A 21673-nucleotide genomic window follows, 5' to 3' on the forward strand; every position below is an offset into this window, starting at 1 on the left:
TCACCTCACGCGGGTGTGGCGGTTATGGCCGTTGACCAGCAACTCCAGTTGCAGCTGCTCCGTGTGGTTGTTGACCTGTACGTGGCAGTCCAGCCTGAAATGCAGCTCCAGCGGGGCATGGCAGTCGGGCACGGCCTTGAGCGTTCGCACGTGCACACGCGGCTCAAAGCGCTGAAGGGTGCGGCGGATGTCTGCGCCCACTTGCTTGAGGAGGTCGCCACTGCTGACGTCGTGCCCGTTGAAGTCACGCAGGCCCAGCTCAGGGCTGCTTTTTGAGCAACCCTGGCGAGCGTTGAGCAGCGTTTCGAGGTGGCACTTGATGGCGGCGAACTTCTGGGAGGCGTTCTCCTGTCGGGAGGGTTCGCGGCTTACTGACTGATCCACCTTCAAACGACTGAAAAGACTCATTGCGTGTCGAGCCGACCGACCAGGGAGATCTCGAAATTCGCCCCCATGTACTTGAAGTGCGGGCGCACGGCGAGCGAAACCTGGTACCAGCCCGGATCGCCGGCAACGTCCGAAACCTCGACTCTTGCAGCGCGCAGCGGGCGACGGCTACGCACATCGGCTGACGGGTTTTCCTGGTCGGCGACGTATTGCTTGATCCATTTGTTCAGTTCGGACTCAAGGTCGCGCCGTTCCTTCCAGCTGCCGATCTGTTCGCGTTGCAGCACCTTGATGTAGTGAGCCAGGCGGTTGACGATGAACAGGTAGGGCAGCTGGGTGCCGAGCTTGTAGTTGGTCTGCGCTTGCAGACCTTCTGGGGTCTTGGGGAAACTCTTGGGTTTCTGCACCGAATTGGCGGAGAAGAACGCGGCGTTGTCGCTGTCCTTGCGCATGGTCAGGGCGATGAAGCCCTCTTCGGCCAGCTCGAACTCCTTGCGGTCGGAGATCAGGACTTCGGTCGGAATCTTGGCCTGCAGCTGACCCAGGGACTCGTACAGGTGCACCGGCAGGTCTTCGACGGCACCACCGGACTGGGGGCCGATAATGTTCGGGCACCAGCGGTAGCGGGCAAAGCTGTCGTTGATACAGCTCGCCAGTAGGAAGGCAGAGTTACCCCACAGGTAGTTGTCGTGCCGGCCGTCAATGTCCTCCCGGTAGTGATAGCTCTGAACCGGATTTTCTTGCGGATGATAGGCAGAGCGGAGCATGAAGCGAGGTCCGGTCAGCCCAGCATGACGGGAATCCTCGCTTTCACGGAACGCGCGCCACTTGGCGTGCCGCGGGCCGGCAAAGATGTCCTTGATCTCCTTGAGATTGGGGAGTTCTTCAAAGCTGCTCAAATTGAAGAATTCAGGAGAGGGCGCCGCGAGAAAAGGTGCGTGTGCCATGGCGCCGACCGAGGCCATGTAACTTAGCAGTTTGATATCTGGAGAAGAGGGCCCGAAGCTGTAATTGCCGACCATTGCTGCAACGGGTTCACCACCAAATTGGCCATAACCTGCGGTGTAAACATGCTTGTAGATGCCACTGCAGGTAATGTCGGCTGCATTTTCAAAGTCATCGAGCAGGTCGTCTTTGCTGACATGCAAGACGTCAAGCTTGATGTTTTCGCGGAAGTCTGTTCGGTCAACCAAAAGTTTGAGGCTGCGCCACGCGGATTCAAGTTTCTGGAACTCAGGCTGGTGCAGGATGGCATCCATCTGTTTGCTGAGCACTCGATCCAACTCCGCAATCATTTGATCGACACGGTGTTTGTTGATTAATTGATCTGGGTCATGGCTTTTAAGGATTTCGGCAATAAAGGCAGATACACCCTGGCGAGCGACTTGATAACCCTCTTGAGTGGGCACCAACTTGGTTTCCGCCATGATCTGGTCGAGCAGGGTGGCGTTGCTCAGCGTTTCGGTCATTGTTTCAACCGCGACGGTCGTGCTGTTTTGCTTCGGCATGGGGACGCTCCGTTGTCTCAGTCTTCTTTTGGCGCTTCAAGCACCAGGTCCAGTTCCTGGGCCAGTTGTTTGCGCGCGTGCTCGTCGTTTAGCAGGTGCTGCAATTGCTTGCGGAACGTGGGCACGTTGCCCAGCGGGCCTTTCAGGGCGACCAATGCTTCGCGAAGCTCCAGCAGCTTGTTCAGCTCCGGGACCTGGCGGGCGATGCTGTCTGGCCCGAAATCGTTGATGGACTTGAACTGCAGGTTGATCGCCAGTTCCGCATCGGGGGCTGTGCTGAGCACGGAGGGTACGGACAAGGCCAAGTTGACATCGGCATCGTTCAACACATTGTTGAAGGTGTGTTTATCGATGCGTATGACCGAGCGGTCTTCCAAAGCGCGCGTGTCATCAAGGCCGAAATCACCCAGCACCAGCATCTTATGCGGCAGCTCAACTTCGGCTTGCTCATCGCCGTTGGCGGGTACGTACTTAATGTTTATGCGTTCTTTGGGTGCGACGGAACCGGATGATTTGGTCATGGGTATATATCCTTGCTAGCGCCAGGCTTATAGGTAGGATGGGTCCTACAGGTTGACGTTTAATATTAAACGCGTGCTGCTCAAGATTTCGAGGCTTGAATGTCGTGTTGCTAAAAACCATGCGCTTAAAAAATGCCGTGGGTCGAGTTTAAATATGTAACAGAATAATTTCTTGTATGTATCTGTCTCCGTGTACTAGCCTCTTTTCGCTGTTGGGTGGTCGGGTGATTGCCAGTGCGCGTGCTTAAGAGAGTTGAAATGGGATGAATGTTCGATATGCAAATGGAGTTTGGCTCTTACTGCTGTTTTGCTCGACGCCCGCCTTAGCGACGGAATCGCGGGACTGTCCGCGAATCGTGTCCAATGTTGAGCGTTTGGCGTGCTTCGATGAGGCGGCGGGTACCCTGGGGCTCACGACGAATCGACAGTGGTCAGCACAGGAGCAAGATGCGCCCACGTTGCGCCGCGTGATGGCCCAAGAGCAGGGGCGCCCGCCAGAGGACCTGATGTTTCGTCTCAGTTCCGGGGACGACGGTGTGATGATTTCAGCTCCTGCAATTGTTTCGGCCAGACCTCAGCCCTACTTGGTGATCAGTTGTGTGCAGAGCATCTCCAGACTGCAGCTGGTTACCGCGCATCCTATCGACACAGGCCGTGTCAACGTGCGCCTGCGTGGGGAGCGCGGTGCAACCACCACCAGGCCATGGCAGGTGATGGAGAACGGCCAAGTGCTCGATGCCGGGCGAGGCCTACCGGGTATCGAGCAGATCAAGCAACTGATTGGGGCTCATCGCATTCACGTCGAGAGCGACAACCCAGCCGTTGACGGCCTGGTTTTCGACGCTCAGGGGTTGGATCCACTCATCGATGAGGCGCGCAAAGCATGTCGCTGGTAGCCGAGGTCACCGCACAGGAAATTACTCGGTTGCTTGCCCCCATCGACGCGCAGAACCCTGCCGGCCTGTTCGACGTGGAGGACGAAACGTACCAGGCCATTGACCAGGAGATGGTCAAGCTGGGTGGGCTGCAGGAGTCTTCCATCGACTGGGCCTACATCGAAGAAGCGTCCCGTCAGTACCTGGGTGAGCAGTGCAAGCATTTGCGCATCGGCGCGCATCTGAGTGCCGCCTGGCTGCGCAGCCGATGCTGGGAGCGATGGGGTTTTACCTTGGCAATGCTCGCTGGCCTAATCGAACAGTATTGGGAAGGCTCATACCCGAAACCTGGCCCTAAAGGCTTCCTGGGCAAACGCAAGCTGGTTGCCCTGATGCTCAATCGTTTGATCGAAGCGCTGCCACGGCTGGACCGCTTCACCTACAGCCCTGCTCATGCGGCGGCGGCCCAGGACGCGTTGCAGCGTTTGCAACAGCAGCAAGCCGCTGCGCAGCTGGATGAAGCAGCCCTGGGCGAACTGACGCGCCTGCTTGGCAAACACACAGAGCTTGCCAACGGCGTGGACGAGTCGGCCACGGTCAAGGCCTCTGCGGCGAGCATCAAGCCCGTACCGCTGGCCGAGGTCGTCGCTACACCGATGCCGCGCGTATCGCTAGGCAACGAGCGTGAGTCACGAAGGGCCGTGCTGTCTATGGCCGAGCAGATCAATCAGCAGGACCCGTATGACCCGACCGGTTACCAGCTACGGCGGTTCGGCTTGTGGGCCCATATCCAGGCGGCGCCTCAAACCAAGCAAGGCAACCGCACAGAGCTGATGGCAGTGCCTCAGGATATTGCCAGTGATTATGAAGAGGCCATTTCGAGCAGCGCGATTGACGCGGTATTGCTTCTGCGGATCGAAAAGAGCGTGACGGCTTGCCCCTACTGGATACGCGGCAGTTTCCTGGCGGCAACCGCTGCCACGCGGCTGGCCATGGGCGAGGTGGCCGAGGCCATTCGCGCTGCGACTGCGCGGTTCGTGCAGCGCATGCCAGCGCTGCAGCAGCTGTGTTTCAGCGACGGCAGGGTATTTGTCGATGACCAAAGCCTGGCGTGGCTCAAGGGTACACAAGGTACATCCGATCAGGGGGCGGCCACCCATGAGTTTGTCAGCCTGCGCGAAGAATTAGTCAGCCAGCTGGAAACGGGCGGCGTGGAGCCGGTTTTGCTCAGGTTGCAGGGGATGCAGGCGGAGCTCCACGCCCCCCGCGAACGCTGCCATACCACCGTCATTGCAGCTGACCTGTTGGCTGCTCGGGGCGTGTCCTGGTTGGCCCGCGACTTGTGCGCAGGTGTAGCCAGAACGATGCAGGAAACCACCGCAAGCGCCTGGGAACCGGAGGTGTTTCAACGTCTTCAGCAGTATGCGGCACCGCACATGCAGACTGATCGGAACAAGGAACGGGAGTCACGATGAATCAACTATGGAAGCACCTAAAACGCTGGGGCTTGCCCTTGGTGACCCGTATCGGTCTGGCCATGCCGCTGCTGCTCGGGCTGGGGGCTGCACTGATGCTCGTTGCCATCTGGTGGCTCGGTCCGCAATGGACGTGGCGTGAGCAGCAGCCGTTGTCCAGCGTGGCCCATCGAGGGCTGGCAAGTCTGGTGCTCGTGTTGGTACCACTGCTGTGCTGGCTTGTTGTGCTGCGCAGGCGTTTTCGCCGCTTGCAGGCAGAACGCAATCAGGCAGTGGCCGCCGAACTGGACCGAGCGTTGCCGTTCGTTCAAGCGCAAGAGAAGGCGTTGGACCAAGGGCTTTCGCGGTTTCTGCACAATGCGGGTGGGCGACGCGCCTTGTACCGATTGCCCTGGTACCTGGTGTTGGGCGACCAGCAGGCAGGCAAGACCAGCTTCATCGACCGTACCGAACAAAGCTTCTCTCTGACCCGCATCGACAAGGCACAGGCGCGCGGCCGACAAGCGCAAACGCTGGCCTACCCGATCGGTTGGTGGGTCAGCAACGATGCGGTGATCATCGATCCTCCGGGCACTTTCATCAGTCAAGCATCGCGGTCAGTTCTGTCAGCCGAGGAAGCAAACGCATCGCAAGTTCCTCCCGCCACTCCGGCCAGGTTGTGGCAGCACTTGTTGGGTTGGCTGCTGCGCAACCGCAGCCAGAGAGCCCTCAACGGCTTGCTGTTGGTCGTCGACTTGCCTGCGCTGTTGCATGGCACGCCTGAGCAACGTGTCGCCTTGGCGCATGTGCTGCGCACGCGGCTGTATGAAGTGAGTAGCCAGTTGGGTTCGCGCCTGCCGCTGTATGTGGTACTGACCAAGTTCGATCTGCTGGACGGTTTTGACCAGCTGTACGCCGGGCTTCCCGCTGGCACGCGGGAAAAGATGCTGGGCTTTACCTTCAAACTGAATGCGGTCGGCACGTTCGATGCCTGGCTGGATGAATATGGCGATCATTACGATCGGTTGATCAGTCAGTTGTTTGAGCAGGTGGTGGACCGACTCGATGGAGTAGGCGGTGCGCCACTGCGAGCTCGCTTGTTCTCGTTACATGCCCAGTTGATCGGGCTGCGCCCGATACTGTTGGGCTTTCTGAAAGAAACACTGGCAAGCGATCGTTTCACTACGCCTGCCTTGGTGCGTGGCGTGTACTGGTCTTCGGTCGTGCAGCAGGGCGACATGCTCAATGCGTTCGTGCGTGAGGCGGCACAACCCTATAAGACGGAACTCCCCCTGCGTGAGGGCAAGGCGCAAGGCAAGGCGCTGGCCTATTTCATCCAGCACGCGTTCAGACGGGTCATCTATCAGGAAGCCGGCCTTGCCGGGGACAACATCAAAGTGGCGCGCAGCAAGCGCCAGCTGCTCTGGGTCGGCTCCGCTGTGGGCGTCCTGGCGGTCTGTGTCGGCCTCGCCAGTTGGCAGCGCTACTTTGATATCAATGGTGCCAAAGCCGCCAACGTGCTTGCCAAGAGTAAGGAATACAGCCACCACGAAGTGGACCAGCGTTTGGATCCGACCGGGCGCAACCTGCTGGGGCCGTTGGACCAGATCCGCGATGCCGTTTCGGTGTTTGGTGACTATCGTGCTGCGTGGCCGGGTGTTGCTGACCTGGGGTTGTACCAAGGGCGTGCCATCGGCCCTACGGTCGACGAGGCCTACCTGAGCTTGCTTTCCAAACGCTTCCTGCCGGCCTTGGCCAGTGGTGTGATTGATGCCATGAACGCGGCGCCCCCAGGCAGTGAGCAGCAGATGGCTGCACTCAGGGTTTACCGCATGCTGGAGGATCGCCAGAACCGCCGGCCCGAATGGGTCGAAGACTGGATGGCACGCCAGTGGCAGCAGCGGTTCCCAGGGCAGGGGCAACTGCAACGCGACCTCATGCAGCACCTGAAGTACGCATTGGCCTATGCCGATACCGAACTGCCACAGTACAACCAGCGTATCGCCGAGGTGCAGCAGGTTCTGCGCAAAGTACCCCTGCCAGAGCGGGTCTATGCGAGCCTGAAACAGCAGGCCGCGGAACAGTTGCACACCGGTTTGGATCTGCGTCAGCAGGTGGGGCCGGCCTTTGATGTGGTGTATCAGTCAACTGGCAGTTCCAGGAAGGACGATGACGTCTTGCTGGCATCGATGCTCACCGCCAAAGGCTTCAAGGATTACTTTGAGCCGCGCAGTCAGCGGTTTGCCGACATGGCGATGATCGACCAATGGGCACTGGGCGAGCGCGGCCAGCTTGATTACTCGGACGCTGACCGGGAGGCGCTGAGCGAGCGGCTGCGCAACTTGTACAGCGCCGATTTCATTGACAGTTGGCGGCGTGCCTTGAACGCAATTTCGGTGGCTGACTTCCGCGATCTGGATCATGGGGTGGCTATCCTGCAGCAGTTCACCGGTCCAACGGCCCCGCTGCAGCGGCTGCTGGATACAGTAAGGGACAACACATCACTTTCATCACCCGTGGGCGTTGAGTCCCCTGCAGAGACCGACGCGTTGCGACCGAACAGTAGCAACCCCGAGCAACAGCAGGCATGGGCTATTCAGCGGGCTTTTGCCGGGCTGAGTGCCATGCTACAGGCAACCGGTGAGAAACCCAGCTACTACGATGAAACCCATGGCGCCATCGCGGCCGTGCACGACTATGCCAAGGCGGTGCAAGACAGCCCCGACAGAGGCAAGGCTGCACTGCAGGCCGTGCATCAGCGATTCTCGATGACAGGGCAAGACCCGATCGGCACCCTGCAGCGGGTGGCCACTGGCATACCGGAGCCCATCAACCATCAGGTCAGGAAGATTGCCGATCAAACAGCACAAGTGCTGAATGTCGAAGCCCTACGCGAGCTGGAGCGGCGCTGGGATGCTGAAGTGTTTAGCTTCTTCCAGCAGCGGCTGGCAGGACGCTACCCCTTCGTGGTGAGGGCACCCGATGCCTCACTGGATGATTTCGAGGCTTTCTTCGGGCCGAAAGGGCGGCTACAGCAGTTTCATGATCAGTACCTCAAGGTCTTCCTGAAGGATAACCTCGAAGCCCTGCAAGCCGGCCAGCAGGGGCAATCACTGATCCGCAGTGATGTGCTCGAACAGCTGGCGCGAGCAGATCGTATCCGCGAGACCTTCTTTGATCAGCGCGGCAACCTGAGCGTGCAGTTCAGCATCGAGCCGTTGGGGTTGAGTGCCAATCAGCGCACAAGCTTGTTGGACCTGGACGGCCAACTGATTTCCTACACCCATGGCCCGAGTCAGATCACCGGTATCGTCTGGCCTAATACTTTGGGACAGCAGGTGCGCAGCAACCTGACCTTGCTCAGGCAGAACGGCAATAGCAGCAGTCTGGAGTACCGAGGGCCGTGGTCGATGTTCCGCTTGCTCAGCCGTGGATCGCTCAACGGGCGTACGGCAACCAGCGTAGACCTGAGCTTCAGGACGGGCGACGGCGTGATGCGTTACAGGCTCAACGCGGAGAAGGCCTTCAACCCGATCACGCAAGAACCTTTCAAAGGCTTCCAGTTGCCGAGGAGGCTACTCCAGTAGCGGCGCTGGCGGAGAACTTCAGCGGACGAACCTGCAAGATCCGTGATGGTTGAATTATGGCGTGTATTTATAAGCTTTCTAAGTCGATAAATGCTTTGGGAAGAGGCAGGGTAGGGTGTGCTGCGTGCAAGGTGTGCGTGGTTTGATCATGAGTTTTAGTTTTTGAACTTGGCCATTGATAAAGAGTGTGATTTGTATTTGCTCAACTATAAGGAAAGCGATGGAGGTGTGGATGAGTGGGGGTAAGGTGAAACCACGAATGTTGAATGGTGCATCCGAAGAAATGTGGTCTGGACGCTTTAGGCTGATTGACCGAGATACGGGGCTTCCCATTTCAGGATTCAAGGTTCGAGTTATTTCCTCGTCGGGGAACAATGCTTGTGATACAACTGATGAAGAGGGTTATACAAGATGGGTGAGTTGTGCTCCGGCGGGAGTGTTGCGGATTATTAAGGATGAAGGGGAGCTATCTTGAACTCTTCGCCCATGGGAGGTGTGTCGCCGATGGGGGCGACAACGCGGGTTGGCATAAATGAGCCGAAGCTTGATGATGCAGATAAAAAGGTATTGTGTGCAGCTATTTGCTTTTGTGAGGCGAAACCTAATGTAAGCGTTGATGGTAAGAACTTGAAGCAAAGCTGTGTTGAGGGGAGGCTTAATAATCTGGATGCTGTTTTCAAGTCGCATGGAGGTCGAAGCCCATACCGTCCGGAGGTGAGTTATGATATGACCAAAACTCCGCCTGCACCAATTTTGAACAAAGATGGCGTTGAGACGCACGCTTGGATTCCTGGGTGGATTAAGAAATATTGGCATGACGATCCGGAACATCCCCCATTCAAGGCCGGGGCCGGAATGATACGTCGTCCGGATGTGGTTATACTGATAAATCCAAGGGAAGCGCCGGTCCAGGAAAATATAAAAAAGGTAATTGAAATGAAATTCCCTCCGGATGAGTATGATGTGGAGCAGATTGATGACTATCAAAGAATTACGGGGGATCCGGGTAAGGTTGAAGTGTTGGGTCCAGAGGATTGTGATTGTAGTCAGGTTGAAGAGGAAGTTCGAGTTCCACTCCAAGAGTTAGATGGGCTTATCGAGAAGATTGTGCAGCTAATGTGGTTGCTTTCTAGAGGAAAGACTCCTCGGTTGCCTAGCATACCTAAGATGCCTAGGCCAATTCCTGTTACTGCTTTCTGAGGGGCGCAAGCGTGGATGAAGAATTTGACTTTTTATCGGAGCTATTAAAGCGTCCGGATTTGGTTAGTATTCCTGGGGATCTACTTATGAAAGGTGGTCCTAAGGATTACATTGGCGCAGTGCTTTGTGTTCGGGCCACCTTTTTTTTCAAGGGGGCGCACACTAGCGTGACACGAGAGGCTATATGCTCATGTTTTGAAGAATTCATAGCGCTGTCAGGGCCGCGCGTTTTTACATGGGTGTGGCGTGAGAATCCTGTGGGTGGGAGTCCAAAGGCAACGTATGACCATTCAGGGGCATTTCGGGACTTAATTTTTTCAATGGATGAGGATGATCATTTAGGCTTTTGTTACACCAGTGGTGTTAAAGCTGAGGATGCGGGACCTTGGCAATTTTTGCTGTTCGGCCAAAGGGGGTGGAAGTCAAAGATTGGGCAAGAGTATAGCGTTGTTGAGTTTTCTGTTCCGATCGAATTCTTAGAGAAAAATCGCCGGGAATTCATTTCTTTAGTGGTATCTTGCTCCGGAATGCTTGAGGCCGAGTACGGGTGTGCAGGGTATGCTTTGAATCTTTCCCCTGTTCGTCGGGAGCGGAACGAGCCTGTCGAGGCATTTGTTAGTGAGCGCATGCCGGGGTTGGATGTAGGGAACTCTCCTCTTTTGGCAAATGCGCCAGCGCTAAGAGTTGGTAAAATTAAGACGGTGAGCTGGTTGACTATAATTAACTCAGGCAGAGTGGAGTTGGCAGGAGGTGCCTCAAAGCTCAATAAGAATCTTCCTCCTTCTCATTTTAAAACTTATGATTATGGGTTTGGTTTAGTAGTTCGGGCTGGGGTGAGTCCCGCAGCAGTTGGTGATGAATGTGATCTAAGGCCTGCTGCTTATATCATTCTTGATAATCAGCTATGCGATATTCGCGCTTTTTCGGTGGGAGACCTGCATCGTAATTCTCGGAGTGGAGAGATTCGTCTTACTGGTTGGGCGGCAGATCAGTGGCTCAAGCGTTTTGATGTTGGACCAGCAGAGATGCCTATACACTTGAGGAGGCTGGGTCATGAGCCTTTACTTGAGGATGAAGATGTTCCTGAGTAGTAATGTTTCGGTTTGTTTGATTCTGCAGTGTTGCTCATAAATCAACCTTATTTTTAGTTGATGATTCTGGTCTGGGCTCAATGGGTAATGATGTGCTATGGGTTAAGTGTTTGGAAAACCATTGCCCCGATTGCCTGTGTGGGATACAGATCATTCGTGATCTTAGTGACTTTTATAGATCTACGCGAAGTTGGTGTGGGCATTAGGCCGCCCTACAGGCAATATAAGGATTAGTCCATGCAAACGGAAGAGCGTGTAAAAGCGTTGAATTACTGTACGCAGGCCATCGAGCAACTGGAGTTAGGCATGCGTACCGTGCGTAAGGATATGCCCGGCATCCTGCACGCCCATCACGTCTTGGTGAGGCTTTTGCGTGAAAGTGTGAAGTTTATCCTGCCCAACTGCGCTGAGCTGGTTGATATGGGCGAAATCCGCCAGGCACATCTGGACTTGGCGAGACTGCCCTTTCCGGTGGTAGCGCTGGAATCACCCTGGGTGTTCGTCGGCAACGAAGGTGAGGATAAGCCAGGCTGTCACCGTTCAACAAAGCGAATCGCCCTGTGCGTCACTATGGGGCCTGAGCTGGCTGAGTTGCTGCCCGATACCAGAAAGTTTCTCAAAGAGGAGCATGGTGGCGTGGTGGTGTACTCGTTGTATTGGAATGACGCGACGAGTCGATGGACCCTGCCGATAGGTGGCGTGTTTGTTCCCCATCAGAACGAGGTGGCAGACTATGTGCCAGAGGAGGCGACATTGTTGGACCGCTTGGCCAGCGACTGGTTGCTGGAGGTGAACCCAGCCTGTTCCAGGCTACAAAAATTCAATGTCGCGCCTACGGTTCTCATGCCCGAGAAGTTCGATCATTGCTGTGTCGAGCTTGGGCTTGAAAGCTCCCTTGCATGCATTATCAAAGAAACCCGTGAAGAGGTCGGGGCCTTCCTGCAAGCCAGCGTGATGCTGAACTGCGCCAATGTGCGCCTGGGCGACGTTGCTGCTCCCAGTCTGTTGAACAAGAAACGCAAGGCCAAAGGCAAACCGCCGTTCTTCAGTTACCACGTGCTTGAGGTCGAGGCACCCCGAAGTGGGGCTGCTAGCGCAGGCGGTCATCATGCCTCTCCAAGGGGGCATTTGCGGCGGGGGCACATTCGACGATTGCAGGATCGGATGGTGTGGGTGAGGCCGGCGCTTGTGAATCCCAGTGCAACAGGGGAGATGATCCACAAGGACTATTCACTCAGCCCATCTCGGGAGGTCCAGCGATGACGAGCGGTGTACTGGGGGAGGTCATCGATCGGCTGGCAAAGGAACAACATGAGCGAGGTTGCCGCGTTGTCGACATGCTCAGCCGGGAAGCCACTTTGGTCTCGGAAATTGCCTCGATGCGTGAACAGGTCAAGCTCGCCCGGCAGGAGGCTCACGCAGGACGCAAGGAGTTGGACACCCAGTGGCTGAGAAGAATCAACTACGCGATCATCATGACCAAGAAGGAGTTGGCAGGACTTCGGGTTGATCGTGGTCTGGCGCAGTTCCAGCAAAAGGAGGAACGACGCAGATTGACCTTGCTGACCCAACTGTCGGAGCAAGCACTGTTCATGTGTCATGCCAAGCGCTTGCTGCCACGCAAGGCCTATGAGGAGATACGCACAGCAGTGTGTAGTGAGGTGACGGTGGCCATTGCGCTGACGCCTGAGCAGATGCTTGAGGATTGCACGAGGACATCCTTGCCTCAGTCGCCCGTACGGCACGGGCACTGGGCAAGTAATTTTTAGTGGTATTTCTGAGACACCACACTAACACGGGGGGAGCCGGCTAGCCTGGAATGGCAATTCAGTTCACTTCAGTTCGACAAGCCTGCTTTATCCAGCACCTTGTCGAGCCACGACTGGTCCAGTGCACCCGTGGCAATCTCTGCCTTGACGGCCTCTTCATGAGCCTCGTGTTCGCGCGCTTTGCCTAGCACGAGTTCAGCCACGTTCTGGGGGAAGGCGACGATGCCGTCTTCGTCAGCAACGATGATGTCACCGGGTGAGATGAGCATGCCACCAATCGAAACCGGCACGTTGATTTCGCCCGGCCCGCTCTTGTAAGGGCCGCAGTGCACGACAGCCCGTGCATAGCAAGGGCTGGTCTTGAAGCTTTCAACGTCGCGAATCGCCCCGTCGACGATGAAACCGACGCAGCCACGCTGCTCTGCGTAGAGCTTGATCAACTCGCCGATGACCGCATTGTTGGTGTCACCCTGGGCATCGATGACCAGTACGTGACCGGGTTCGAGCAGCGTCAGTGCCTTGTAGATGAACAGGTTGTCGCCGGGGCGCGTTTTGACGGTCAGCGCAGTGCCGACAAGCTTGCCCGAGGTGTTGTAGCGGGTAAGCCCTCGCGCGCCAATGTGTCGACCCAGGTTGTCGCTGATGTGCGGCGTCACGACCGATCGGAACGATTCGATTACATGCGCAGGGGCGAGTGTTGGCGACGGCAGGATACGAGACCCGGGTAACAGCATGACAATCTCCTGAATGGCTTGACCCAGTGGGGTATGGGTCGATGGTAGGAGAGAACTGCCGTTACTTTTAGCGATATTTTTTGATTAAAAAACATCGCCTCAGGTGATGATAAGCCGGGTGAAGTCGCAGGCCTGTTGCGCCAACCGCGCCACTTCATTGCTGAGCCCTTGGTAGCGGTCAGCCCGGTGCACGCAGACATAGCTGATCGGCGGCAGTGGCAAGTCGGTTTGTACGACCTTCAAACGGCCCTGCTCGATCATCGAACTCATGCATTGCCTAGGCAGGTAGCTGAGCCCGACACCCGAAATCGCCAACCCGACTTGTGCCACCAGGTAGTTGCTGGTGAGCGTCTTGGTCAGCCGCACGTCATGTTCCGCCAGCCAGCGTTCGTAGGTTTTTCCGGTGCCTGAGCTGCCTCCCTGGGTGAGTACCGTAAACGAAGACAGCGATTGCAAGTCCATGGGCGCGTCACTCGGGTACAGCGAGGGTGAGCACATCCACGCGTTTTCGACAGAGGCGAGCGGGGTACTGATGAAGCGGGCATCGCGGAAGATGTCAGGCACGATGATCAGGTCAAGCTCGTCAGCCTCGAGCCGGCGCAACAGGTCGGTGCTCAACTCGATCGAGGGTTCCAGATCGACCTTGGGGTAGGTCTGGTGAATCTGATCGACCAGGTTCGGCAACCACGTGAGCGCCGTGAGTTCCGTTACGCCGAGCCTGAAGCGTCGGACCAGCGTTTCTTTCGAGCTGATGCGCTCCAGCAGGTTATCCCGCTGGCGCAACATTTCAACGGCGCAGCCATGCAGCTCCAGGCCTTTTTGGGTCAGCCGGGCGCTGCGTTTCGAGCGGTCGAAGATGGCTACGCCAAAGGCATCCTCGAGTTCTTGCACGCGTTTGGAGATCGCCGATTGAGACATGTTGAGTTTGGCGGCAGCCGCTTCAAAGCTGCCCAGCTCGACAATCCAGTAGATGGCCTCGATTTGCTTCAGCGTGATCATCGTGTGCTCCAGGTGTGAAAAGCCCGTTTCAGAGCGGCCCCGAAGAGATTTCAAGGCAGGTGAGTGAAAGCGATTGTCCACTAAAAGTGATGATAAGTGGTGAGTATTTGTCGCTTTTTTTCTACATTTGCGGCGCCTAGATTACCGCCGAATTACAAAAACAAAGGTATGTACCTATGTCGATCGCTGAAGTTGCCTATGCCAAAGGGCGCAGCAGTTACCGGTGGATCGTGGCTGGCATGATCTTCTCGATCTACACCATCGCTGCCGCCGACCGCGCCAATCTCGGCGTGGCGTTGCCTTTTATTCGCAAAGAGTTCGAGATGAGCAACGCCGAAGCGGGTGGGCTGATGAGCCTGTTCCTGCTGGCTTATGCCTTGGCACAAATCCCGGCAGGCTTGGCCTTCAGCCGCCTGGGCGTGAGCCGGATCTTGCCGACCGCCATGGTCATGACGTCGGTGCTGACCGGGTTGGTAGGTACCGCAGGCTCACTGCTGGCGTTGAAAATCTATCGGTTCGGCCTGGGCCTTGCCGAAGGGCCGCTGCCGATCAGCATGACCACCACCATCAACAACTGGTTTCCGCCGAGAGAAAAGGGCATTGCTTCAGGCATTTTTCTGTCTGCGGTCAAGTTCGGCCCGGTCATCGTACCGCCGCTGTGTGCCGTGATCATCGCGGTGTGGGGCTGGCGCGAGGTGTTCTATTTCTTCGCCGTGCCGGGCATTTTGCTGTCGATCGCCTGGTACTTTCTGATTGCCGACCACCCTTCGAAAAGCCGCTTCGTCAATCAGGCGGAGCTTGATTACATCACTGACGAAACGCCGCGCGACAACGTCGCCAGCAATGAACCCGCCGTGCAGAAGGCCCCAGGGCGAGGCTTCGAGCGCCTGGACTTCTTCATTCGTCGGCGCGAGGTAGCGGCGCTGGAGACCAAGCGCCAGGTCTTCGGTTCGTGGTTGATCTGGGGGAGTGCGCTGGCGTACTGCTTCCAGCTGGGTGTTTCCAGCGTATTGTTGTCCTGGATCCCCACCTACCTGATCACCGTCAAAGGCTTCTCGTTGATGAATATGGGGTTGGTCTCGGCTGCGCCTTGGGTTGGGGCAGTGCTGGGCAACCTGTTGGGCGGCTATTGCTCGGACCGTTGGTTGGGCGGGCGGCGCAAGCCTGGGATGCTGCTTTCAGCGCTGGGTACCTCGGTGATGATGTACCTGTTGATTCATTCGCCTGCCGACCCGTTCTCGTACGGCCTGTTGCTGATGGCGACCGGCATCGTGCTGAGCTTCGGGTTCTCTTCTTACATGGTTTACCCAATGGCACTGGCGACCAAGCAGACGTTCCCCGTCGCCAACGCCATCGTCAACATGGTCGGGCAGCTAGGGGCCGCGGCGACGCCGTTTTTGACCGGCTTGTTGCTTGACAGTTATGGCTGGAACTACGTGTTCTCTTACCTTGCGATTGGTTCGTTCGCCAGCTTTGTGCTGTTGCTGACGATTCTGGAGCCGGTGCCGAAGACCCAAAAGGCGTGACCTCACGGCCTGTGGTGTCACCCGTTGTGATCAATCCGTCTGTTTGAAAGGAGCTAATGATGCACGCAGAAGATAAAGCGCTGGTCGCACTGTTCGAAGGGCTGGACACGCCCGGCGTCTCGGATGCCTTGGACAAGCTCGGCCTGCCTGGCCATTGCTTTGGTGTGATGCCGCTCGACAACTACAAGCAGGTGGTCGTGGGGCCGGCGTTCACGGTGAAGTACGTGTCGGCGAGCGTGCCTCCGGGCACCGTTGGTGATTTCATCGAAGAGGTCGCTGAGGGCGATATCGTGGTGATCGACAATGATGGCCGCACCGACTGCACCGTGTGGGGCGATATCATGACCCAATATGCCGGGGCCCGGAAGATTGCTGGCACGGTGATCGACGGCGTCTGCCGCGATGTGAACAAGGCCTTGGGCGATGGCTATCCGCTGTTTACCCAGGGGCGCTTCATGCGCACAGGCAAGGACCGTGTCCAGGTCGAATCGGTCAACCAGCCGGTTTCCATCGGCCAGGCGCGTGTCTGCTCCCGTGACATCATCGTTGCCGATGCCAACGGCGTTGTTGTAGTGCCGCGTGCGCGGGCGCAAGAAGTTGCCCAGGTTGCCCGTCAGATCGAAGCAGTCGAAGCGGATATCCGTGCGTTGATCAGCGAAGGGCGCACCCTCAAGCAAGCGCGCGAAGCGCTGAATTACCACACCTTGCAACGCAAGTCCTAAGTGGCATTGTGCTGACCCCTGCAGGTGCAGGGGTCAATAGCTGTTATGCCCAGAGGGTTTAGCACCGCTCGCAGCATCGCCTTAAACTAGGCGCGTGCGTCCCGCGCACTGATTCGTTCGTCTTGTTGAAGGTTTACCGTGCACGCCGAAGCTCGTCTACCCGGGGCCCCTGGCATTTTTTGCCTGGGCATGCTGCAGATTCTGGTCTGGGGCGGCTCGTTCTTTTTGTTGGCGGTCATGGGCGAGCCGATAACGCGCGAGACCGGTTGGGGCAGCCAGTGGGTGTACGGCGCGTTGTCGCTGAGCCTGATGGTCTCGGCCCTGCTTGCACCGCTGTCGAGCCACCTGGTTGCCCGTTATGGTGGCCGGACACAACTGGCCAGCAGTGGCGTGATCGTTGCTCTCGGGTTGTTGATGATCGCGGCTAGCCAGACGTTGCCGACGTTTTTGCTCGCGTGGGTGATCATCGGTGTTGGCATGGCCGCCGGGCTTTACGAAGCGCTGTTCGCGACATTGGGTGCGCTGTATGCCGAGCGTGCGGGTAAAGCCATTACCGGCATCACCCTGATTACAGGGTTTGCCACAACCCTGTGCTGGCCGCTGGTGGCATTTGCCATCGAGCATGTGGGCTGGCGCTACGCGTGTTTCGGCTATGCCGCAGTGCTTCTGGTGACAACGCCGTTTTACCTCAAGGTACTGCCGAGCGCCGTCCGGTCAGCGCCGCGCGAGCGCCTCATCGAGCAGCGCAGTGAGGGCGTAAACCGACGTGTGTACCGGCAACTGACGTGGATCTTCGCGCTGGGTGCGGTCATCATGACCGCCATTTCGGTGCAACTGGTCGCCGTTCTGCAAGGGCTGGGCTATTCGCTGGCTGCTGCCATCGCGCTTTCGGCGTTGTTGGGGCCGAGCCAGGTAGCCTCGCGGGTGTTGCAGATGCTAGCGGGCAAGCGCCACCCCATTTGGACTGCACTGGTGTCAGTCGTGCTGGTTGCGCTAGGCGTATTGTTAGTCGCGTTTGCGCCAGGCGCGACAGCGGTGGGCTTGTTACTCTACGGCCTGGGCAACGGACTGCGAGCGATCGTTCGCGGCCTGCTACCGCTGGCGTTGATGCCACCGTCGCAGTACGTGGTGCTGATGGGCAAGATGTCGCGGCCTTCACTGATCGGCCAGGCACTGACACCGTTAGTTGGCGGCTACCTGCTGCAGCACTTCGGTGCCATGGGGGTGCTCATGGCGTTGGGCTGCTTGGCGGCAATCAATGTCGGGCTGGTAGTGATGGTGTTGCGCGCGTTGCCACCAGCCAAGTCGGCACCGAATGAAACGGACGAAACGATAGCGGTCGATGGAGATAGCGATGCACGATGATGCACGAAGCGAACAGCTGATCACGGGCCCGGCCGGGCGGATCGAATTGATTGTCGATGAACCGGTGTTGCCCGTCAGGGGCATTGCGGTGGTCAGCCATCCGCAACCCTTGCTGGGCGGCAGCCCACACCACGTGGTACCGCTGACCTTGGCCCGCAAGCTGTGCGCTGCAGGCTGGCGCGTGGTGCGCCCGAGCTTTCGCGGAGTGGGGCAAACCGCTGGCGCACATGCCGAGGGAGTAGGTGAGGCCGAAGACAGCATTGTCGTCGTCAGGCACCTGCAGGAACGTTACCCCGAGCTGCCCATCGCACTCGTCGGCTTCTCGTTTGGTGCGCACGTGTTTGCCAGGGTCGCGGTCACGCTGGAAAGCTCGCTGCATGCTGTCGCGTTGTTGGGGCTGCCGGTGGGAGAGGTGCCTGGCGGGCGGTTCTACCCAGCGCTGCCGTTACCCTCCCGCTGCCTGTTGCTGCATGGCGAGCACGACGAGATGGCGCCGCTGGCCAACCTGCTTGATTGGGCACGGCCAGAGCACCGCCCGGTCGTCGTCTATAGCGCGGCCAATCACTTCTTCAAAGGCTGCCTGGCGCAGGTAGCAGACCAGGTGGTCAGGCATTTGAACGAGAGAAGCTGAACGCCCTCGACCTTGGCGCCAATATGCACCTTCATGCCGAAGAAGTATGGGTTACCTTTCTTCGCCTGATGCATCTCGGGGGTTGGTACTGTAGTGGTCATGCAGTGTCCGGCACTATCAAAACTATCACTTTTACCAGGTGTTGAAGTGTTCCCGTGTGTGTAACGTTGCTGAACGCACCTGCGCGCCTGTTTCCCTTACGCTGGAAGAGGGCTGGGTGGGGCGCCCATAACTAATGTTGCTTGTTTTATTGCAGCTCCAACTGCATTGAAGGATTGAAAAAATGAGCTCAACAATGATAGCCCCCCCCGTTAATCCGAATAGCATTGTGCCAGGCAGTCCTGCTGGCATTGACGATCTGCGCATCGAGTTTGATCTTCACCTGAAGAGCCGCTATCCGAAAGAGGCGATCTCAGATTATCCAAGGCCTATGGTCATTGGTGCCACGTGGCCTGTCTCAATCGCGGATGTGGGTATCAACCACGAGGAAGTCTGGGACCCTGACGACGGCGTGGTGGTCGTCATCCCTGCCTTCAAGGGCATGGCCGTGGATGATTGGATCATCGCAGACTGGAGCGGCAAGAGAGTACCCGCGAAGGTCGTAGCGGGGGACGTGAGCAACCAGTATCTGACAGTGATCGTGCCCAGTGCCTTCATCAAGGAAAAAGATGACGCGCAAGTAAAGTATTACGTTACACGCAAAGACAGCGCTGGCCTCTATGGCACTGTGGGCACTTCACAGGTGTTGATTGTAAAGGTGCGATTCGGCCAACCGGGGCATGTGGGTAACGCAGCGCCTGTGCCGTTGAATGCGCCCACCCTGACAACGCCGGCCATGGGGCCGGTAGGCGAAAGCGACGCCAAGAGCGGCGTGCAAGTGACGATTGCGGCTTACACGGGCATGGCGGCCTTCGATACGCTCGTACTGTATTGGGGCCATGAAACCGTTGAGCATAGCGTGCAAGCGGCACACGTGGGCAAGCCGATTGTCATCACCGTGCCGGAGGCTACAGTACTGGCAGCGGGAGACAGCAAAGACCTTGAAGTGGATTACTACGTCGTTGATGAGGTTGGCAACGAGTCCGAATGGTCGGTAACCACCCGTGTACAGGTCGCCGTATCGAAGCTTAAGTTTGCTGCACCCACCCTCAGCGATTTGGAAGACCTGAAACGCACTATTGTCCAACCTTTCAATTTGGACATCTATGGCAGCAGGGGGCTGGAAATTAAAGCTGACCCCGGCAATTTCCAGCCAGGCGATACTGTAACCGTCAAATGGAAAGCCACTACCGAAGCAGGCCTTGCTCAAGCATCCGATCTGGGTACTGTGGATATAACAGCTGCTGGCGAAGTGCTTAACTTTACACTGTCCCACACGGAGTTGTGGGGCCTCGCCAATGGTTCGGGCAGCGCTTATTACGAAGTAAAACGCAATAATACGGTCACGTTGTCACAGTCAGCCACCCTTGATTTCATCGGCACGCGTGCATCCAACGCATTGCCCGCAGTGTCGATAGACGGCGCCGAAAGTGTGGATAATGGCTGGTGGACCGACTCTGATCTGGCGGTAGCAGACCTGGTCATTCCTAAACTGGCCAATCTGGTGAAGGATGATGTTGTTGACGTCGTGATGCGCGGGGTTGCTGCCGACGGTCGTAGCCTGGGATTCAAACCCAGAAAGCATCGTGTCACCAAAGTCCAGGTCGGCAGTGAATTGCGGTTACGCTTGGATGGGCCTAAGTTCCTGCTGCCCTTGGAGGGGGGCTATGTGGATATCTACTACACCGTGAAGCGGGGCAAGAACAAGGTCAAGTCGTTATACCAGCGATTCTACGTCGGTTATCTTGCCGAGACGCTGCCGGCGCCCACCACTGAAACCGATCTTTCCGGTTCCAATAATGTGTTGGACCCCTGCCGGCCGGAGTTTACACACGGTGTTTATATCGCGCTGCCGGATCTAAGCGCGGTGAAGGGGGATTATACGCTTCAAATGATCTGGAAAACCTCGGAAGGGGGGCGCCACGAGCAATCGCAAGACATTGACGCAGACGATACACCGACCTCGTTCCAGGTGCCTGCCGCTGAACTGAAGCTCAATGGAAACCCGATTGATGTCGTTGTTTACTACATTGTGTTCCAGGCCAATACACCGGGTCGTGCGTCTGCGGACCTGGAATTTACAATCGCAACGCCTGCGATGCTGGTTGCCCCGTTGGATGTCAGCCAAGCCCCGATGGTGCTGCGCGGAGGGGCCATCGAGATGTGTCAAATGGTGGCCAATGCCTGGGCCGTTATCCCGCCCAAAGTCAATGGCAATATCGCAAGGTCCCAACAGCGATTGCCCACCGGCGGCACCCCTCCGTATACCTATGCTTCAAGTGCCCCAGCCATTGCTCGGGTAGATGCCGACGGTCGTGTCTGGCCATTACGCAATGGCGACGTAACCATCACGATCACCGATGTGGCGAAAAAAACCATCAGCTATCCGGTGCAGGTGAGTTATTGCTTCAGGGTGCTGATCGGCCCAGGCAGCTACAATTTGGTCAGTGCCGAGAGATTTGTCAGTGCGGAGTCGGCCCTGCCTGTGAATGACGATTTGATCCCGGATCTGCGTGTATTATACGGGGCACAGTTGCCATTAAATCGTCATACCTGGACAGGCCATAGGCTTTTCCCTGAACGCTACAACAATGGCCCAGGCTCCGGATCTTTCTATCACGTGGCAACAAAGACAATTCACTTTGCGAATTCTTATAATACGAATGTCACAGGCGCCATGGCAATGAAACCTGTCTAGGGAAACTTCAAACGAACAGCTCAACTTCGCGCATTTCCCTGCGCATGGTGTTGAGCTGCTTCACCGCCGATTAGAGCGTGGCGGGCGGACAGCCGAAGGGCAATCGCTTGAGCAACGCTCGGGCAGGCAACATCAAACCACCCTGTGCCATTGAGTTTGCCAGGCTGTGCCATGACACCGACGTGGGCGGACAGTATCAACGCCATTTGGACTGTGTCCTACAGCCGCAAGCCGGGAGTGGCAGCACCGATCGCGTCGCCGAGTTGCTGGCCGGTTCGCATCGCTACAGCCTGCTGCTTGATGCCTCTGGGCCAGGCTCAAGGGCGTGCTGAGCGAGAGCGAACTGCAGCTGGTGGTCGGGCTGTGCAAGACCGATCGCTTGCCGCGCCTCGATGGCGATCCGGTGGTGGCCATGCAACTGAGCCTGCTCGGTTGGCTTTTCGGATGCAATTTTCATCAGCCAACACGTGAAAAGGCTCATTGACATCAATGTGACAGTTTTCTGTT

19 protein-coding genes are annotated in these 21673 nt (G+C 57.3%); 14 read left to right on the top strand and 5 right to left on the bottom strand.

All coding sequences use genetic code 11. From position 1 onward, the window contains the following. From tssE to tssB, 3 genes are read right to left on the bottom strand one after another with little or no spacing between them, the layout of a single operon-like run. On the bottom strand, positions 1 to 408 hold the full coding sequence (tssE, locus tag AB7M33_RS21490; protein ID WP_454243570.1) for a type VI secretion system baseplate subunit TssE: 408 nt from the start codon (positions 406 to 408) through the stop codon (positions 1 to 3). Then, on the bottom strand, positions 405 to 1856 hold the full coding sequence (gene tssC / locus AB7M33_RS21495; RefSeq protein WP_454244244.1) for a type VI secretion system contractile sheath large subunit: 1452 nt from the start codon (positions 1854 to 1856) through the stop codon (positions 405 to 407). The genes tssE and tssC overlap by 4 nt, the downstream gene beginning before the upstream one ends. A gap of 56 nt (positions 1857 to 1912) precedes the next feature. Further along, positions 1913 to 2416, bottom strand: a complete 504-nt coding sequence (tssB, locus tag AB7M33_RS21500) for a type VI secretion system contractile sheath small subunit (RefSeq protein WP_454243571.1) — start codon at positions 2414 to 2416, stop codon at positions 1913 to 1915. A gap of 356 nt (positions 2417 to 2772) precedes the next feature. Here tssB and vasI point away from each other — a divergent pair, with 356 nt between their 5' ends. From vasI to AB7M33_RS21535, 7 genes are all read left to right on the top strand, one after another. Next, the gene (gene vasI, locus AB7M33_RS21505) at positions 2773 to 3312 is read left to right on the top strand and encodes a type VI secretion system-associated protein VasI (RefSeq protein WP_454243572.1); all 540 of its coding nucleotides are present in this window, start codon (positions 2773 to 2775) and stop codon (positions 3310 to 3312) included. Beyond that, positions 3300 to 4766 carry a type VI secretion system protein TssA gene (tssA, locus tag AB7M33_RS21510; RefSeq protein WP_454243573.1) on the top strand — a complete coding sequence of 489 codons (1467 nt, stop codon included), beginning with the start codon at positions 3300 to 3302 and terminating at the stop codon, positions 4764 to 4766. Before vasI ends, tssA begins: the two co-directional genes overlap by 13 nt. Further along, positions 4763 to 8332: a type VI secretion system membrane subunit TssM gene (tssM, locus tag AB7M33_RS21515; RefSeq protein WP_454243574.1), complete on the top strand. Its 3570-nt coding sequence runs from the start codon at positions 4763 to 4765 to the stop codon at positions 8330 to 8332. The genes tssA and tssM overlap by 4 nt, the downstream gene beginning before the upstream one ends. A gap of 471 nt (positions 8333 to 8803) precedes the next feature. Continuing rightward, on the top strand, positions 8804 to 9532 hold the full coding sequence (locus AB7M33_RS21520; RefSeq protein WP_454243575.1) for a VRR-NUC domain-containing protein: 729 nt from the start codon (positions 8804 to 8806) through the stop codon (positions 9530 to 9532). Between the two features lie 11 nt (positions 9533 to 9543). After that, positions 9544 to 10623, top strand: coding sequence for a type VI immunity family protein (locus AB7M33_RS21525; protein ID WP_454243576.1), 1080 nt, complete (start codon positions 9544 to 9546; stop codon positions 10621 to 10623). A gap of 237 nt (positions 10624 to 10860) precedes the next feature. After that, positions 10861 to 11886 (top strand): hypothetical protein, encoded by a 1026-nt coding sequence (locus tag AB7M33_RS21530; RefSeq protein WP_085273789.1) that lies wholly within the window; start codon positions 10861 to 10863, stop codon positions 11884 to 11886. Beyond that, on the top strand, positions 11883 to 12392 hold the full coding sequence (locus AB7M33_RS21535) for a hypothetical protein (protein WP_454243577.1): 510 nt from the start codon (positions 11883 to 11885) through the stop codon (positions 12390 to 12392). The genes AB7M33_RS21530 and AB7M33_RS21535 overlap by 4 nt, the downstream gene beginning before the upstream one ends. Before the next feature lie 68 nt (positions 12393 to 12460). Here AB7M33_RS21535 and AB7M33_RS21540 read toward each other — a convergent pair whose 3' ends face one another. Together AB7M33_RS21540 and AB7M33_RS21545 are read right to left on the bottom strand one after the other, a co-directional pair. After that, positions 12461 to 13126, bottom strand: a complete 666-nt coding sequence (locus AB7M33_RS21540) for an RraA family protein (protein WP_274883371.1) — start codon at positions 13124 to 13126, stop codon at positions 12461 to 12463. A 99-nt stretch (positions 13127 to 13225) separates the two neighbouring features. Then, on the bottom strand, positions 13226 to 14125 hold the full coding sequence (locus tag AB7M33_RS21545; protein ID WP_085273786.1) for a LysR family transcriptional regulator: 900 nt from the start codon (positions 14123 to 14125) through the stop codon (positions 13226 to 13228). A 176-nt stretch (positions 14126 to 14301) separates the two neighbouring features. On the opposite strand from AB7M33_RS21545, the gene AB7M33_RS21550 reads away from it, so the two are divergent. From AB7M33_RS21550 to AB7M33_RS21580, 7 genes are all read left to right on the top strand, one after another. After that, entirely contained in the window at positions 14302 to 15651 is a 1350-nt protein-coding gene (locus AB7M33_RS21550) for an MFS transporter (RefSeq protein WP_454243578.1), read from the top strand. A 59-nt stretch (positions 15652 to 15710) separates the two neighbouring features. Further along, complete coding sequence (locus AB7M33_RS21555; protein ID WP_265968057.1) at positions 15711 to 16373, top strand: RraA family protein; 663 nt, start codon at positions 15711 to 15713, stop codon at positions 16371 to 16373. A gap of 189 nt (positions 16374 to 16562) precedes the next feature. Then, entirely contained in the window at positions 16563 to 17738 is a 1176-nt protein-coding gene (locus AB7M33_RS21560; RefSeq protein ID WP_454244245.1) for an MFS transporter, read from the top strand. Continuing rightward, positions 17728 to 18369 (top strand): alpha/beta hydrolase, encoded by a 642-nt coding sequence (locus tag AB7M33_RS21565; RefSeq protein ID WP_454243579.1) that lies wholly within the window; start codon positions 17728 to 17730, stop codon positions 18367 to 18369. The genes AB7M33_RS21560 and AB7M33_RS21565 overlap by 11 nt, the downstream gene beginning before the upstream one ends. A gap of 283 nt (positions 18370 to 18652) precedes the next feature. After that, a complete protein-coding gene (locus AB7M33_RS21570) occupies positions 18653 to 21166 on the top strand; it encodes a hypothetical protein (RefSeq protein WP_454243580.1) in 2514 nt (837 codons plus the stop codon). 77 nt (positions 21167 to 21243) lie between these two features. Beyond that, the gene (locus AB7M33_RS21575; RefSeq protein ID WP_369124823.1) at positions 21244 to 21498 is read left to right on the top strand and encodes a dermonecrotic toxin domain-containing protein; all 255 of its coding nucleotides are present in this window, start codon (positions 21244 to 21246) and stop codon (positions 21496 to 21498) included. Further along, entirely contained in the window at positions 21492 to 21650 is a 159-nt protein-coding gene (locus AB7M33_RS21580) for a hypothetical protein (RefSeq protein ID WP_265968060.1), read from the top strand. The genes AB7M33_RS21575 and AB7M33_RS21580 overlap by 7 nt, the downstream gene beginning before the upstream one ends. Positions 21651 to 21673: the final 23 nt, after the last annotated feature.

It is taken from the genome of Pseudomonas sp. Y3 TE3536, from assembly GCF_053629175.1.

Excerpts from the sequence above, each read along its gene's own strand:
- tssE (WP_454243570.1), bottom strand. The coding sequence starts at position 408 with ATGAGTCTTTTCAGTCGTTTGAAGGTGGATCAGTCAGTAAGCCGCGAA.
- tssC (WP_454244244.1), bottom strand. The coding sequence starts at position 1,856 with ATGACCGAAACGCTGAGCAACGCCACCCTGCTCGACCAGATCATGGCG.
- tssB (WP_454243571.1), bottom strand. The coding sequence starts at position 2,416 with ATGACCAAATCATCCGGTTCCGTCGCACCCAAAGAACGCATAAACATT.
- tssA (WP_454243573.1), top strand. The coding sequence starts at position 3,300 with ATGTCGCTGGTAGCCGAGGTCACCGCACAGGAAATTACTCGGTTGCTT.
- tssM (WP_454243574.1), top strand. The coding sequence starts at position 4,763 with ATGAATCAACTATGGAAGCACCTAAAACGCTGGGGCTTGCCCTTGGTG.
- AB7M33_RS21530 (WP_085273789.1), top strand. The coding sequence starts at position 10,861 with ATGCAAACGGAAGAGCGTGTAAAAGCGTTGAATTACTGTACGCAGGCC.
- AB7M33_RS21535 (WP_454243577.1), top strand. The coding sequence starts at position 11,883 with ATGACGAGCGGTGTACTGGGGGAGGTCATCGATCGGCTGGCAAAGGAA.
- AB7M33_RS21540 (WP_274883371.1), bottom strand. The coding sequence starts at position 13,126 with ATGCTGTTACCCGGGTCTCGTATCCTGCCGTCGCCAACACTCGCCCCT.
- AB7M33_RS21545 (WP_085273786.1), bottom strand. The coding sequence starts at position 14,125 with ATGATCACGCTGAAGCAAATCGAGGCCATCTACTGGATTGTCGAGCTG.
- AB7M33_RS21550 (WP_454243578.1), top strand. The coding sequence starts at position 14,302 with ATGTCGATCGCTGAAGTTGCCTATGCCAAAGGGCGCAGCAGTTACCGG.
- AB7M33_RS21555 (WP_265968057.1), top strand. The coding sequence starts at position 15,711 with ATGCACGCAGAAGATAAAGCGCTGGTCGCACTGTTCGAAGGGCTGGAC.
- AB7M33_RS21560 (WP_454244245.1), top strand. The coding sequence starts at position 16,563 with ATGCTGCAGATTCTGGTCTGGGGCGGCTCGTTCTTTTTGTTGGCGGTC.
- AB7M33_RS21565 (WP_454243579.1), top strand. The coding sequence starts at position 17,728 with ATGCACGATGATGCACGAAGCGAACAGCTGATCACGGGCCCGGCCGGG.
- AB7M33_RS21570 (WP_454243580.1), top strand. The coding sequence starts at position 18,653 with ATGAGCTCAACAATGATAGCCCCCCCCGTTAATCCGAATAGCATTGTG.